The organism is Streptomyces sp. NPDC091282 (assembly GCF_044757385.1).
Lineage (GTDB): Bacteria > Actinomycetota > Actinomycetes > Streptomycetales > Streptomycetaceae > Streptomyces > Streptomyces gramineus.
Window position 1 is genome coordinate 1,401,629 of record NZ_JBIVUX010000002.1, and the last position, 13,844, is coordinate 1,415,472.

10 protein-coding genes are annotated in these 13,844 nt (G+C 72.7%); 5 read left to right on the forward strand and 5 right to left on the reverse strand.

The window, feature by feature from the left end:
- Positions 1-6: 6 nt before the first annotated feature.
- The gene (locus ACIQOE_RS13195; protein ID WP_401411426.1) at positions 7-1,395 is read right to left on the reverse strand and encodes a M16 family metallopeptidase; all 1,389 of its coding nucleotides are present in this window, start codon (positions 1,393-1,395) and stop codon (positions 7-9) included.
- Positions 1,392-2,786 carry a pitrilysin family protein gene (locus tag ACIQOE_RS13200; RefSeq protein ID WP_365560379.1) on the reverse strand — a complete coding sequence of 465 codons (1,395 nt, stop codon included), beginning with the start codon at positions 2,784-2,786 and terminating at the stop codon, positions 1,392-1,394. Before ACIQOE_RS13200 ends, ACIQOE_RS13195 begins: the two co-directional genes overlap by 4 nt.
- A gap of 280 nt (positions 2,787-3,066) precedes the next feature.
- On the opposite strand from ACIQOE_RS13200, the gene ACIQOE_RS13205 reads away from it, so the two are divergent.
- The gene (locus tag ACIQOE_RS13205; RefSeq protein WP_365560525.1) at positions 3,067-5,523 is read left to right on the forward strand and encodes a DNA topoisomerase IV subunit A; all 2,457 of its coding nucleotides are present in this window, start codon (positions 3,067-3,069) and stop codon (positions 5,521-5,523) included.
- On the opposite strand, the gene ACIQOE_RS13210 is transcribed toward ACIQOE_RS13205, so the two are convergent.
- Entirely contained in the window at positions 5,520-6,599 is a 1,080-nt protein-coding gene (locus tag ACIQOE_RS13210; RefSeq protein ID WP_365560382.1) for a GTP-binding protein, read from the reverse strand. The genes ACIQOE_RS13205 and ACIQOE_RS13210 overlap by 4 nt on opposite strands.
- Positions 6,600-6,738: 139 nt before the next feature.
- Positions 6,739-7,902, reverse strand: coding sequence for a citrate synthase/methylcitrate synthase (locus tag ACIQOE_RS13215; protein WP_365560384.1), 1,164 nt, complete (start codon positions 7,900-7,902; stop codon positions 6,739-6,741).
- Positions 7,903-8,012: 110 nt separating this feature from the next.
- Here ACIQOE_RS13215 and ACIQOE_RS13220 point away from each other — a divergent pair, with 110 nt between their 5' ends.
- The 4 genes from ACIQOE_RS13220 to ACIQOE_RS13235 all read left to right on the forward strand — a co-directional run bounded on the left by ACIQOE_RS13220 (position 8,013) and on the right by ACIQOE_RS13235 (position 12,729).
- Positions 8,013-9,269, forward strand: a complete 1,257-nt coding sequence (locus ACIQOE_RS13220; protein WP_401411429.1) for a citrate/2-methylcitrate synthase — start codon at positions 8,013-8,015, stop codon at positions 9,267-9,269.
- 77 nt (positions 9,270-9,346) lie between these two features.
- Positions 9,347-10,291 carry a sucrase ferredoxin gene (locus tag ACIQOE_RS13225; protein ID WP_401411431.1) on the forward strand — a complete coding sequence of 315 codons (945 nt, stop codon included), beginning with the start codon at positions 9,347-9,349 and terminating at the stop codon, positions 10,289-10,291.
- 111 nt (positions 10,292-10,402) lie between these two features.
- On the forward strand, positions 10,403-12,052 hold the full coding sequence (locus ACIQOE_RS13230; protein ID WP_401411433.1) for an ATP-binding protein: 1,650 nt from the start codon (positions 10,403-10,405) through the stop codon (positions 12,050-12,052).
- Positions 12,049-12,729 carry a response regulator gene (locus ACIQOE_RS13235; RefSeq protein ID WP_362644271.1) on the forward strand — a complete coding sequence of 227 codons (681 nt, stop codon included), beginning with the start codon at positions 12,049-12,051 and terminating at the stop codon, positions 12,727-12,729. Before ACIQOE_RS13230 ends, ACIQOE_RS13235 begins: the two co-directional genes overlap by 4 nt.
- Positions 12,730-12,735: 6 nt before the next feature.
- Here ACIQOE_RS13235 and ACIQOE_RS13240 read toward each other — a convergent pair whose 3' ends face one another.
- Positions 12,736-13,794, reverse strand: a complete 1,059-nt coding sequence (locus ACIQOE_RS13240) for an ABC transporter substrate-binding protein (RefSeq protein WP_399011007.1) — start codon at positions 13,792-13,794, stop codon at positions 12,736-12,738.
- Positions 13,795-13,844: the final 50 nt, after the last annotated feature.

The following is a 13,844-nucleotide window of genomic DNA, read 5'->3' on the forward strand; positions in this document are numbered from 1 at the left end:
GTGCCGTCACTCGGCGGCGACGACCGTCACTTCGCCGATGCCGAGGGCCTCGACGGGCTCCTTGATCTGGGCCGCGTCGCCGACCAGGACGGTCACCAGGTGGTCGCCGGGGAAGGCGTTCACGACGGCCGCGGTGGCCTCCACGGTGCCGGTGGCGGCCAGTTGCCGGTAGAGCGTGGCCTGGAAGTCGTCGGGCAGGTGCTGCTCGACCTGGTCGGCCAGGGTGCCGGCGACGGCCGCGGCCGTCTCGTACTTGAGCGGCGCCACGCCGACCAGGTTCTGCACGGCGACGTCCCGCTCGGCGTCCGTGAGGCCCCCGGAGGCGAGGGTGCGCAGCACCGTCCACAGGTCCTGGAGCGCCGGACCGGTGTTCGGGGTGTCCACGGAGCCGCTGATGGCGAGCATCGAGGCACCGCTGCCGTCGGGAGCCGACCGCAGCACCTGGCCGAAGGCGCGGACGCCGTAGGTGTAGCCCTTCTCCTCGCGCAGGACGCGGTCCAGGCGGGAGGTGAGGGTGCCGCCGAGGCAGTAGGTGCCGAGCACCTGGGCGGGCCAGACGCGGTCGTGCCGGTCGGCGCCGACGCGGCCGATGAGCAGCTGCGTCTGGACGGCGCCGGGACGGTCCACGATGACGACGCGGCCGGTGTCGTCGGCGGTGACCGCGGGCACCGGGCGGGGCTCGGCGGCGGTGCCGCGCCAGGCGCCCAGGGTCTCGCCGAGCAGGTCGTCCAGGTCGATGCCGGTCAGGTCGCCGACGACGACCGCGGTGGCCGTGGCGGGCCGTACGTGCCGGTCGTAGAAGCCGCGCACGGCGGCCGCGTCGATCTTCTCGACGGTGTCCTCGGTGCCCTGGCGCGGCCGGGACATCCGCGCGGTCGCCGGGAACAGCTCCTTGTAGAGCTGCTTGGCGGCCCGGCGGCTGGGGTTGGCCAGCTCGTGCGGGATCTCGTCGAGGCGGTTGCGGACCAGCCGCTCGACCTCGCTGTCGGCGAAGGCGGGTGCCCTCAGCGCGTCGGAGAGCAGCCCGAGCCCCTTGCCCAGGCGGGAGGCGGGTACCTCCAGGCTGAGCCGGACACCGGGGTGGTCGGCGTGCGCGTCCAGGGTGGCGCCGGCCCGCTCCAGTTCGGCGGCGTACTCCTCGGCGGAGTGCTTGTCGGTGCCCTCGGAGAAGGCGCGCGCCATGATCGTGGCGACGCCGTCCAGGCCGGTCGGCTCGGCGTCCAGGGGGGCGTCCAGGAGCACCTCCACGGCGACGACCTGCTGGCCGGGGCGGTGGCAGCGCAGCACGGTCAGCCCGTTGTCCAGGGTGGAGCGCTCGGGGGCGGGGAAGGCCCACGGCCGCGCCTCGCCCGGCTGGGGCTGCGGATGGAAGTCCATGGTGGCGAGCTCGGTCACTTGGCCGTCTCCTCGTTGTTGTCGCCGGCTTCGACCGTGGCCTCGGCCTCGGGGTCCTCGGGAACGTCGGCGTCCTCGACGGTCTCCGGGGACTTGGGCTCGTAGACGAGCACCGCGCGGTTGTCGGGGCGCAGGCGCGCCGCGGCGACCTCCCGGACCTCCTCCGGGGTCACCGCGAGGACACGCTGGACGGCCGTCAGGGCGAGCTGCGGGTCGCCGAACAGCACGGCGAAGCGGCACAGTTCGTCCGCGCGGCCCGCGACCGTGCCGAGCCGGTCCAGCCACTCGCGCTCCAGCTGGGCCTGGGCGCGCTCCATCTCCTCGGGCGTCGGGCCCTCCTGGGCGAAGCGGGCCAGCTCCTCGTCGATGGCGGCCTCGATGACCGGGACCTCGACGTCGCCCGAGGTCTTCACGTCCAGCCAGCCCAGGGAGGGCGCGCCGGCCAGGCGCAGCAGGCCGAAGCCGGCGGCGACGGCCGTACGGTCGCGCCGGACGAGCCGGTTGTACAGGCGGGAGGACTCGCCGCCGCCGAGGACGGTCAGGGCCAGGTCGGCCGCGTCGGACGCGCGCGTGCCGTCCTCCGGGAGCCGGTAGGCGGCCATCAACGCGCGCGCGGGCACCTCCTCCACGACGACCTCGCGCAGCTGCTCGCCCATGACCTCGGGGAGCGAGCCGTCGCGCGGGGCGGGCTTGCCGTCGTGGGCCTCGATGGAGCCGAAGTACTTCTCGATCCAGGCGAGGGTCTCCTGGGGGTCGATGTCGCCGACCACCGAGAGCACGGCGTTGTTGGGCGCGTAGTAGGTGCGGAAGAACGCCCGCGCGTCCTCCAGGGTGGCCGCGTCCAGGTCCGCCATCGAGCCGATCGGCGTGTGGTGGTAGGGGTGGCCCTCCGGGTAGGCGAGCGCGGTGAGCTTCTCGAAGGCGGTGCCGTAGGGGACGTTGTCGTAGCGCTGGCGGCGCTCGTTCTTGACGACGTCGCGCTGGTTCTCCATCGACTCGTCGTCCAGGGCGGCGAGCAGCGAGCCCATGCGGTCGGCCTCCAGCCAGAGGGCGAGCTCCAGCTGGTGGGCGGGCATGGTCTCGAAGTAGTTGGTGCGCTCGAAGCTGGTGGTGCCGTTGAGCGAGCCGCCGGCGCCCTGGACTAGCTCGAAGTGCCCGTTGCCCTGCACCTGGGCGGAGCCCTGGAACATCAAGTGCTCGAAAAGGTGAGCCAGACCGGTACGTCCCTTGACTTCGTGCCGGGAACCGACGTCGTACCAGAGGCAGACCGCCGCGACCGGGGTCAGGTGGTCCTCGGAGAGCACCACGCGCAGACCGTTGGCCAAGCGGTGCTCGGTCGCTGTCAGGCCTCCGGAGCCTGTCTCGGCCGTGGTCGTGTGACCCATGGGCATGTACGTCCCTTCACTCGCGTCACTCACTCGCGGACGCCGTCTCGGACCGCGGTTCTTCTGCCAGTCCTGCCACTGTATGCAAGCGCGCGGGGACCGGGCGAAGTTCCCGCACCACGTACGCCCACAGCGGATCGCGTAGCCTGCGTCCGACTCGCCCGCGCACGCCACCGAGGCACCGGGGCGGGCCGCGGAGACCGGGTCCTGGCCCGGCCTGTCAGTACCGCGGTCCACAATGGTCAGCGTCAGATCCCGTTCACGCATGAGCAAGGAGCCGGCAGCGATGGCCCGCCGCAGCACGAAGACCCCGCCGCCCGACGACTCGTACGAGGAGAGGATCCTCGACATCGACGTCGTGGACGAGATGCGCGGCTCCTACCTCGAGTACGCGTACTCGGTCATCTACTCGCGCGCTCTGCCGGACGCCCGCGACGGCCTCAAGCCGGTGCACCGCCGCATCGTGTACCAGATGAACGAGATGGGCGTGCGCCCCGACCGCGCCTACGTGAAGTGCGCGCGCGTGGTCGGCGAGGTGATGGGCAAGCTGCACCCGCACGGCGACGCGTCGATCTACGACGCGCTGGTGCGCATGGCCCAGCCGTTCTCGATGCGGGTCCCGCTGGTCGACGGCCACGGCAACTTCGGCTCCCTGGGCAACGACGACCCGCCGGCCGCCATGCGGTACACCGAGTGCCGGATGGCCGAGGCGACCAGCCTGATGACCGAGTCCATCGACGAGGACACGGTCGACTTCACGCCGAACTACGACGGCCAGGAGCAGGAGCCGGTGGCGCTGCCCGCCGCCTTCCCCAACCTCCTGGTCAACGGCTCCTCGGGCATCGCGGTCGGCATGGCGACGAACATGCCGCCGCACAACCTGGGCGAGGTGATCGCGGCCGCGCGCCATCTGATCCGGTACCCGAACGCGGACCTGGACGCGCTGATGAAGCACGTGCCGGGCCCCGACCTGCCGACCGGCGGCCGGATCGTCGGCCTGGACGGCGTGCGGGACGCGTACGAGACGGGCCGCGGCACCTTCAAGATCCGTGCCACGGTGGCGGTGGAGACGGTCACGGCCCGCCGCAAGGGCCTGGTCATCACCGAACTGCCCTTCACGGTCGGCCCCGAGAAGGTCATCGCCAAGATCAAGGACCTGGTCAACTCCAAGAAGCTGCAGGGCATCGCGGACGTCAAGGACCTCACCGACCGCGAGCACGGGCTCCGCCTGGTCGTCGAGATCAAGAACGGCTTCGTGCCGGAGGCGGTCCTGGAGCAGCTCTACAAGCTGACGCCGATGGAGGAGTCCTTCGGCATCAACAACGTGGCCCTGGTCGACGGCCAGCCGCTCACGCTCGGCCTGAAGGAACTGCTGGAGGTCTACCTCGACCACCGGTTCGACGTGGTCCGCCGCCGCAGCGAGTTCCGCCGCACCAAGCGCCGCGACCGCCTCCACCTGGTCGAGGGCCTGCTGACGGCCCTGGTCGACATCGACGAGGTCATCCGGCTGATCCGCTCCAGCGAGAACAGCGCGGAGGCCAAGCAGCGCCTGATGGAGCGCTTCTCGCTGTCGGAGATCCAGACCCAGTACATCCTGGACACCCCCCTGCGGCGCCTGACCAGGTACGACCGCATCGAGCTGGAGGCGGAGAAGGAGAAGCTCACCGCGGAGATCGCCGAGCTGACCCGGATCCTGGAGTCGGACGCGGAGCTGCGCAAGCTGGTCTCGGGGGAACTGGCCGCGGTGGCGAAGAAGTTCGGCACCGAGCGGCGCACGGTGCTGCTGGAGGCCTCGGGCGCGCCGGCGGCCGTGGTTCCGCTGCAGGTGGCCGACGACCCGTGCCGGGTGCTGCTCTCCTCGACGGGCCTGCTGGCGCGCACGGCGAACGGCGAGCCGTTCCCGGAGGACAGCGACGGCAAGCGGGCCAAGCACGACGTGATCGTCTCGGCGGTCCAGGCGACCGCCCGCGGCGAGATCGGCGCGGTGACCTCCACCGGCCGTCTGCTCCGCGTCAACGTGGTCGACCTGCCGCAGCTCCCGGAGACGGCGAGCGCCCCGAACCTCGCGGGCGGCGCGCCCCTGTCGGAGTTCCTCTCCCTGGCCGACGGCGAGTCGGTGGTCTGCCTGACCACGCTGGACGAGTCCTCGCCGGGTCTCGCCCTCGGCACCGAGCAGGGCGTGGTCAAGCGCGTGGTCCCCGACTACCCGTCCAACAAGGACGAGCTGGAGGTCATCACCCTCAAGGAGGGCGACCGGATCGTCGGCGCGATCGAGCTGCGCACCGGCGAGGAGGACCTGGTGTTCATCGCGGACGACGCGCAGCTGCTGCGCTACCAGGCCTCCCAGGTGCGCCCGCAGGGCCGTCCGGCCGGCGGCATGGCGGGCATCAAGCTCACCGAGGGCGCCAAGGTCATCTCCTTCACGGCGGTGGACCCGGCGGCCGAAGCGGTGGTCTTCACGGTGGCCGGCTCGCGCGGCACGCTCGACGACTCGGTGCAGACGACGGCCAAGCTGACCCCGTTCGACCAGTACCCGCGCAAGGGCCGCGCCACCGGCGGGGTGCGCTGCCAGCGGTTCCTGAAGGGCGAGGACTGCCTGGCGTTCGCCTGGGCGGGACCGGTTCCGGCGAAGGCGGCCCAGAGGAACGGCACCCCGGCCGAGCTGCCGGAGATGGACCCGCGCCGGGACGGCTCCGGCGTGTCGCTGGCGAAGACGGTGTCGGTGGTGGCGGGGCCGGTCTAGGAGCCGTAGGCCTCGAAGTCCTCTTCGGGGCCCTCTTCCAGGCCCTGTACGTAGCGCAGGACGCCCCACATGCCGTGTTCGTCGGCGTGCGGGGCGTCGCTCGTGCAGGCGTCGAGTTCCTTGCGCAGGGCGGCGCCGTCGATGCCGGAGCCGATCAGCACGAGCTGGGTCAGCCGCTCCTCGTCGCGCGGCCAGGGCTCGGGGTAGAAGCGCAGGAACCGTCCCACGGCGTGCACGGCGTAGCGGTTCGCGCTGTCGTGGGGCCCGAAGTCGACGTATCCCTTGATCCGGTAGAGCCCTTCGGGCCTGCTGTCGAGGAAGGCCATGAGCCGGCGCGGGTCGAGGGGCCGGCCGGAGACGAAGGACAGCGTGTCGTAGCGGGTGTGCAGGTGTCCCGCGTGGTCCTCGCCGTCCCGGTGCGTGTGCAGGTCGTCGAAGGACAGCTGGCCGACGCGCTCCTCGCCGGGCCGGCAGTCGAAGAGGAACTCGGGGTCGACGCGGCCGTAGGTGGCCGGGACGACGGCCGCCCCCTGGTCGCTGAGCGACCGCACGAGCCCGAGGACCCGCTCGCCGCCCTGTCCGGCCCGGTCCAGCTTGTTCACGACGACCAGGTCGGCGAGGGCGAGGTGCCGGTCGATCTCGGGGTGCTTCGCGCGCGTGGCGTCGAACTCGGCTGCGTCGACGACCTCGACGAGGCCGCCGTAGACGATGCCGGGGTGTTCGCTGGCGAGCAGCATCCGGACGAGTTCCTCGGGCTCGGCGAGGCCGCTCGCCTCGATGACGATCACGTCGACGCCGGTGGCCGGGCCGGCGAGCCGTTCCAGGTAGTCGTCCAGTTCGCTCGCGTCGACCGCGCAGCACAGGCAGCCGTTGCCGAGCGAGACGGTCGAGTCGCCGAGGGCGCCGGCCACGGCCATCGCGTCGATCTCGATGGCCCCGAAGTCGTTGACGATCGCCCCGATCCGGCTGCCTCCGCTGCGGTGCAGCAGGTGGTTGAGCAGCGTGGTCTTCCCGGAGCCCAGGAATCCGGCGAGCACGACGACCGGGATCTGCTGGGGGCTGCGGCGGTGCTCCAACGGGGGCCTCTTTCGTGCGTACGGCGGTCCGGCCGGTCCAGGATAGGAAACGCCCGCCGCCATCGCGGCCCGCGCCCGCCGTGCCGCGCCCGCCGGGTCCGGGCGGGCCCGCCGTGTCCGGCTCGGCGGCGGTCCGTGCCTACCGGGTGGCGGCCGGCGTCCTCGGCTCCGGGCCCACGTACCGGGCAACCGGCCTGATGATCTTCGAGTCCGCCGCCTGCTCCAGGATGTTGGCGCTCCAGCCGACCACGCGGGCCGCCGCGAACGTCGGGGTGAACATCTCCCTCGGCAGGCCGCAGAGTTCCATGACCACGCCCGCGTAGAACTCGACGTTGGCGTGGAGTTCGCGGCCGGGCTTCAGTTCGGCGAGGATGCGCTCCACCCGGCGCTCGACCTCGACGGCGAACGCGACCCGGGGGCCGCCGAAGTCCTGTGCGATCCCACGCAGCATGCGCGAACGCGGATCCTCCGTACGGTAGACGGCGTGCCCGAAGCCCATGACGCGGTCTCCGGAGAGGACCCGGGCCCGGATCCAGGGGTCGATCCGGTCCGGCGTCCCGATGGCGTCCAGGGTGTCGAGCGCCCGGCTGGGCGCGCCGCCGTGCAGGGGCCCCGACAGCGCGCCGACCGCCCCCACGAGGCAGGCCGCGACGTCCGCGCCGGTGGAGGCGATGACCCGGGCGGTGAAGGTTGACGCGTTGAATCCGTGGTCAATGGTTGAGATCAGGTATTGCTCGACCGCACGGGCACGCCGGGGGTCGGGTTCGGAACCCGTCAGCATGTACAGGTAGTTGGCCGCGTACGACAGATCCGCGCGCGGCTCCACCGGGTCGAGTCCGCGCCCGAGCCGGTACAGCGCGGTCAGGAGCGTCGGTACGGCCGCACAGGCGGCGACCGTGTCGGCCCGCCGCAGGTCCGCGTCGATGTCGTACACCGGCCGGAACCCCCGCGCCGCGCCGAGCAGCGAGAGCGCGGTGCGCATCCCGGCCAGCGGCCCGGAGCCGCCGCTCGCCGCGGCCACCGCGGGCAGTGCCGTGCGGACCTCGTCGGGCAGGTGCCGCAGCGCGGCGGTCTCGGCGGCGAAGGCGGCGGAGCGTGCCGCGTCCGGCAGTCCGCCGTGGACCAGGAGGTGCCAGACGTCCTCGAAGCCGCGGGTGCGGGCGAGTTCGACGGCCGAGTACTGCCGGTAGTGGTAGAAGCCCTCGGCCCCCCGGACGTCCCCGACCTCGGTGTCCGCGACGACGACACCGGCGAGCCCGCGCGGCACCTCCACGAGGGTCGACGCGCTCCTGTTGACGGCCATGACGTGCCTCCGCTTTCTCTCCCTGAACTTGATCCGACTGTCCATGCTTGACTAGATCTCTGTCAATATTGATTGAATCAATACATATGGAACGCGGCTACGGTGGCGCCATGCGCGATCAACAACCCGCTCCCGGCAGCCCCGCCCGGCGGCTGAGCACCAAGGAGACCGCCGAGCTGCTCGGAGTGAAGCCCGAGACCGTGTACGCCTACGTGAGCCGCGGCCAGCTCAGCAGCGCGCGGGCGCCCGGCGGCCGCGCCAGCACCTTCGACGCCGCCGAGGTGGAGGCGCTCGCCCGGCGCAACAGGCGGGACGCCGCCGGGACTTCGGGCGCGGGCGCAGACCTGTCCGTGCGCACCCGGATCACGCTGATCGAGAAGGACGGCTACTTCTTCCGCGGCGTCGACGCCACCGAACTGGCCGTGCGGCACTCCTACGAGGAGGTGGCCGAGTGGCTGTGGACGGGCCGGATGACGCCGGGCGCCACCCTCACCGCCCCGCGGGCCGCCGTCGCCGTGGCCCGGCGGGCGGTCGACGCGCTGCCCGAGCACACCTCCCCCACCGACCGCCTGCGGGTCGCCACGATCGCCTCGGCCGCCGAGGACCCCCTGCGCTTCGACCTGTCCGAGGACGCCGTCCTCGGCACCGCGCGGGCGCTGATCCCCACCATGGTCGCGGCGCTGCCCGCATGGCGCGAGAACCGGCCCGACGACGGCCCGCTGGCCCTGCGGCTGTGGCACCGGCTGACCGGCATCGACCCCGGTGACACCGCGCTGCGCGTCCTGGACACGGCGCTCGCCCTGCTCGTCGACCACGACCTGGCCGCCTCCACCCTCGCGGTCCGGCTCGCCGCCTCCGCACGCGCCCACGCCTACGCGGCCGTCTCGGCCGGGCTCGGCGTCCTCGAAGGTCCGCTGCACGGCGCCTCCAGCGGCCTCGCCCACCGGATGCTGCTGGACGTCCTCGACCGGGGCACCGCGGTCCCGGTGATCGCGGACGAGCTCCGTGCGGGCCGCCGCGTCCCCGGCCTCGGCCACCGGCTCTACGAGGGCGAGGACCCGCGCGCGCGGGTCCTGTTCCGCCTCCTGGAGGACGTGCCCCGCGCGCAGCCCGCCCTGCTCGCGGCACGGGACGTGGTCGCCGTGACCGCCCGGCACGCTCCGCTGCACGCCAATGTGGACCTGGCGCTGGCCGTGTTCACGGCCTCCTGCGGCATGCCCGCCACCGCGGGCGAGACGATCTTCGCCGTCGCCCGCACGGCGGGGTGGATCGCCCACGCCCTGGAGGAGTACGGGGAACGCCCGCTGCGGATGCGCCCCAGCGGTCACTACGTCGGTCCGAGGCCGCCGCAGCCGCTGCCGGAATAGCCCGGGCGGGGCGCCCGGCGGGCGTGCCGGACGGGGCCGGAAGTCATCCGGGGCGAAGTCAGGTTAGGCTCACCTCTGTGAGTAGGTGCACAACCGTCTCCCGGCTGCTGGACGAGCCCGTTTCCGGCACCGCGGCCACCGCGACGACGTGGCTGCTGCTGGAACAGCCCGGCCCGTGGGGCGCCAAGGCGCTCACTTCGAGCCATCTGGACCCCTTGCTCGGCCGCGCCCTGGAGGCCGCCGCCCAGGGGACCGGCGTGCGGGTCGCGCTCATCCGCCGCCCCGGCCGCCACGCCGACCCGGGCACGCCCGCCGTACGCCGGGTCTACGCGGCCCACACGGTTCCCGGCAACGTCTGGCTGCACGCGGCCGCCATCCGCGACCCGGCGCGGCTGCTCGGCCTCGACCTCGCCGCGCTCGGCGCGGGCGACCACCGTTCGTTCGGCACGGCGCTCGGCGGCCGGCCGCACACGGGCGGCCCGCTCGCGCTCGTCTGCACCAACGGCAAGCGCGACCGCTGCTGCGCCCTGCTGGGCCGCCCGCTCGCCGCCGAACTGGCCGCGTCCGGCGTGCCGGGCATCTGGGAGGTCACCCATCTGGGTGGTCATCGCTTCTCGCCGACGGTCCTCGTGCTGCCGTACGGCTACGCGTACGGCCGTGCCGAGGCGCATGCCGTCAAGGAGGTCCTGCACGGCGCCCAGGAGGGCCGTGTGGTGCTGGACGGCTGCCGCGGCCGCTCCGCCTGGGAACGGCCCGCGCAGGCGGCCGAGCTGGCCGTGCGCGAGGCGGTGGGCGAGTACGCGGCGGGCGCGCTGAGCGTCGTACGGACCGAGGGGTCGGCTCCGCGCTGGGACGTCACCGTCGCCCACACCGACGGCCGTCGCTGGCGGGTCGGCGTGGCCCAGGGCGCCTCGCTGCCGCCCCGCGCGGAGAGCTGCGGGGTGTCGGTGCTCGGGTCGCCGGCCCGGATGGACGTGGTCTCGCTGCGGCAGGCCGGGACGGCGACGGCGCTGGCGAGCTGACGCGGCCGCGGAACCGGACGGCCCCGGCGGACGATTTCCCCAAGAAACAGTCAAGAGATCCGCGCCACACCCCCTGTGACCGGGCCCGCACCCCCACGTACCGTCATGGGCATGAGCCCCACTCCTCCCGCACGCCGCCTGCGCATCGGCCTGCCGCGACGGGCGTTCTCGCAGGTCCTGCTGATGCAGGTGGTGATCGCCGCCGGCGTCGCGGTGCTGGCGACCGGGCTCTTCCTGGCGCCGCTGAGCAAGCAGCTCGACCAGGAGGCGATGCGCCGGGCACTGGCGATCGCGCAGACCACCGCACAGGACCCGCAGATCGCCGAGGGCGTCCTCACCACGCGGCCGAGCACGACCGGCCCGGTGCAGCGGGAGGCGGAACGGATCCGGAAGGCCACCCACGCCGAGTACATCGTGGTGATGGACCTGCGGGGATTTCGCTGGTCGCACACCACGCCGTCGGAGATCGGCCGGCACGTCTCGACCGACCCCGGGGAGGCGCTGGCCGGGCAGGACGTCATGCAGATCGACAACGGCACCCTGGGCCGCTCCGCGCGCGGCAAGGTGCCGTTGTACGACGCGGAGCACCGGATCATCGGCGCGGTCTCGGTGGGCATCGCGTACGACAGCGTCCGGGCGCGCCTGCTCAGCGCCATCCCCGGGCTGCTCGCCTACGCGGGCGGTGCGCTCGCCGTCGGTGCGCTGGCCGCCTGGCTGATCTCCCGGCGGGTGCAGCGGCAGACCCGCGACCTGGCCTTCTCCGACATCTCGGCGCTGCTCGCGGAGCGCGAGGCGATGCTGCACGGCATCCGGGAGGGCGTCGTGGCGCTGGACCGCGGCGGCCGCATCCGGCTGCTGAACGACGAGGCCAGGCGCCTGCTCGGCATCGGCGACGAGGCCGTCGGCCGGTCCCCGGACGAGGCGCTCGGCGAGGGCCGTACGACCGACGTGCTGGCCGGCCGGGTGACCGGCACCGATCTGCTCACCGTGCGCGGCCACCGGGTCCTGGTCGCCAACCGCATGCCCACCGACGACGGCGGTGCCGTCGCCACCCTGCGCGACCGCACCGAACTGGAGCAGCTCGGCCGCGAACTGGACTCCACGCGCGGGCTGATCGACGCCCTGCGCGCCCAGGACCACGAACACGCCAACCGGATGCACACCCTGCTCGGACTGCTGGAGCTGGAGATGTTCGACGACGCCGTGGACTTCGTCGGAGAGGTGGTGGGCGACCACCGGGTCACCGCCGAACAGGTCACCGAGAAGATCCAGGACCCGCTGCTGGCCGCCCTGCTGGTCGGCAAGGCCACCGTCGCGGCGGAGCGCGGGGTCGCCCTGTGGGTGTCGGACCGCACCCGGCTCCCGGACCGGCTGGTCGACCCGAGAGGGCTGGTCACGGTCGTGGGCAATCTCGTGGACAACGCGCTGGACGCGGTGGCCGGCACTCCGCACGCGCGCGTGGAGGTCGAGTTGCGTGCCGAGGGCCGCGCGGTCGTCCTCACGGTGCGCGACACCGGGCCCGGAATCCCCGCGGAGCAGCGGGAACTGGTCTTCACCGAGGGGTGGTCCACGAAGAAGCCGCCCGCGCACGGCAAGCGCGGCATCGGGCTCTCGCTGGTGCGCAGGCTCGCCGAACGGCAGGGCGGCAGCGCGGTCGTGGGCGAGGCGGACGGCGGGGGCGCGCAGTTCACGGTCGCGCTCCCGGAGGCACTGACCGGGCCGGAACCCGTGCTCGTCCCGGCCGCCGAGGAGACACGATGATCGAGGTCCTGGTCGTGGACGACGACACCCGGGTCGCCCGCGTGAACGCCGCGTACGTCGAGAAGGTGCCCGGCTTCCGGGTGGCGGGCGAGGCCCACAACGCGGCCGAGGCGCTGCGGCAGCTGGGGGCGCTGCCCCGGCTCGACCTGGTCCTCATGGACCACTACCTGCCCGACGACACGGGTCTGGCGGTGGTCCGGGAGATGCGCAGGCGCGGCCACCAGACCGATGTGATCATGGTGACGGCGGCCCGGGACGTGTCGACCGTGCAGGCGGCGATGCGGCACGGGGCGCTGCAGTACCTCGTCAAGCCGTTCGCCTTCGCCGGGCTGCGCGCCAGGCTGGAGGCGTACGCCGACCTGCGGCGCACCCTGGACGGCGGCGGCGAGGCCGAACAGGCCGAGGTGGACCGGATCTTCGGGGCGCTGTCCACGACGTCCGAGCCGGACCTGCCCAAGGGGCACTCCCCCACCACCGCCGAGCTGGTGCGCCAGTCCCTGATGAACGCCTCCGGGCCGCTGTCGGCCCAGGAGATCGCCGAACGGACCGGCGTGAGCCGCCAGACCGCCCAGCGCTACCTGAAGCTCCTGGAGCGCACGGGACGGGCGCGGCTGACCCTCAAGTACGGCGACGCGGGCCGCCCGGAACACCGTTACGTGTGGGCGACCCGCGGCTGAGGCGTCCTACTTCGCAGCCTCGACGAACTCCGTGGTGTAGGTCTTGCTCAGGTCGACGTCGGCGTTTTGGATGTTGGTGTTGAACGCCTTGAGCACCTTCTCCACGGTCTCCGGGCCGTTCTCGGGCATCACGCCGTCGTCGGTGAACATCGGCAGCGTGCTCTTGATCGACTCCGTGTAGAGGGCCTTGTCGCCCTGGGCGTAGTCGGCGGGCATCCTGGCCGCGATGTCGGCGGCGCTGTGCGTGGACATCCACTTGAGCGTCTTGACGAATGCATTGACCAACTTCTGGACGGTCTCCTTGTGACCGTTGACCCAGTCCGTCTGCATGTACAGGCTTGACGACGGGTAGGGCCCGCCGAGCGCCTTCTGGGACCCTTCCGGCGTCCGCATGTCGACCAGGACCTTGCCCGCCTTCTTGTCCAGGATGGTCGCGACGGTCGGATCGGTGGTCATGCCGCCGTCGATGGAACCCTGCTGGAGCGCCGAGATGAAGGTGGCGCCCGCGCCGACCGCGACCGGCGAGAACTCGCTGACCTTCACGCCGTTCTTGACGGCGAGGTACTTGGTGAGGAAGTCGGTCGACGAGCCGAGGCTGGTGATGCCGAGCTTCTTGCCCTTGAAGTCCTTGGGCGAGGTGATGTCACCGGCCGCCTTGGCGGAGACGACCTCCACCTCACCGGGGGCGTGCGAGAACTGCACGACGGACTCCACCGCCTTGCCCTTGGTCTGGAGGTCGAGCGTGTGGTCGTAGAAGCCGACCGTCCCCTGGACCTGCCCGGCGACGAGCGCGGTCTCGGCCTGGACACCGGCCGGTTCGGTCAGCAGCTCGACGTCCAGGCCCTCGGCGTCGAAGTAGCCGAGCCGCTGGGTGAGCATGGCCGGCATGTAGATGACCTTGTCCAGGCCGCCGACCATGATCTTGACCTTCGTGCCCTTGCCGTCACCCTTGCCGGCGGAGCCGCTGGAGGTGGTGCTCGCCGCGTCGTTGGCGCAGGCGGTGAGGGAGGAGAGGGCGAGCAGGCCGGCGGCGGCCAGGGTGGAGTATCTGGCGGACTTGCGCATGACGGTTCACGTCCTTGTGAGAAGGCGGTGCGGGAGGTTCGGGGGGCGGG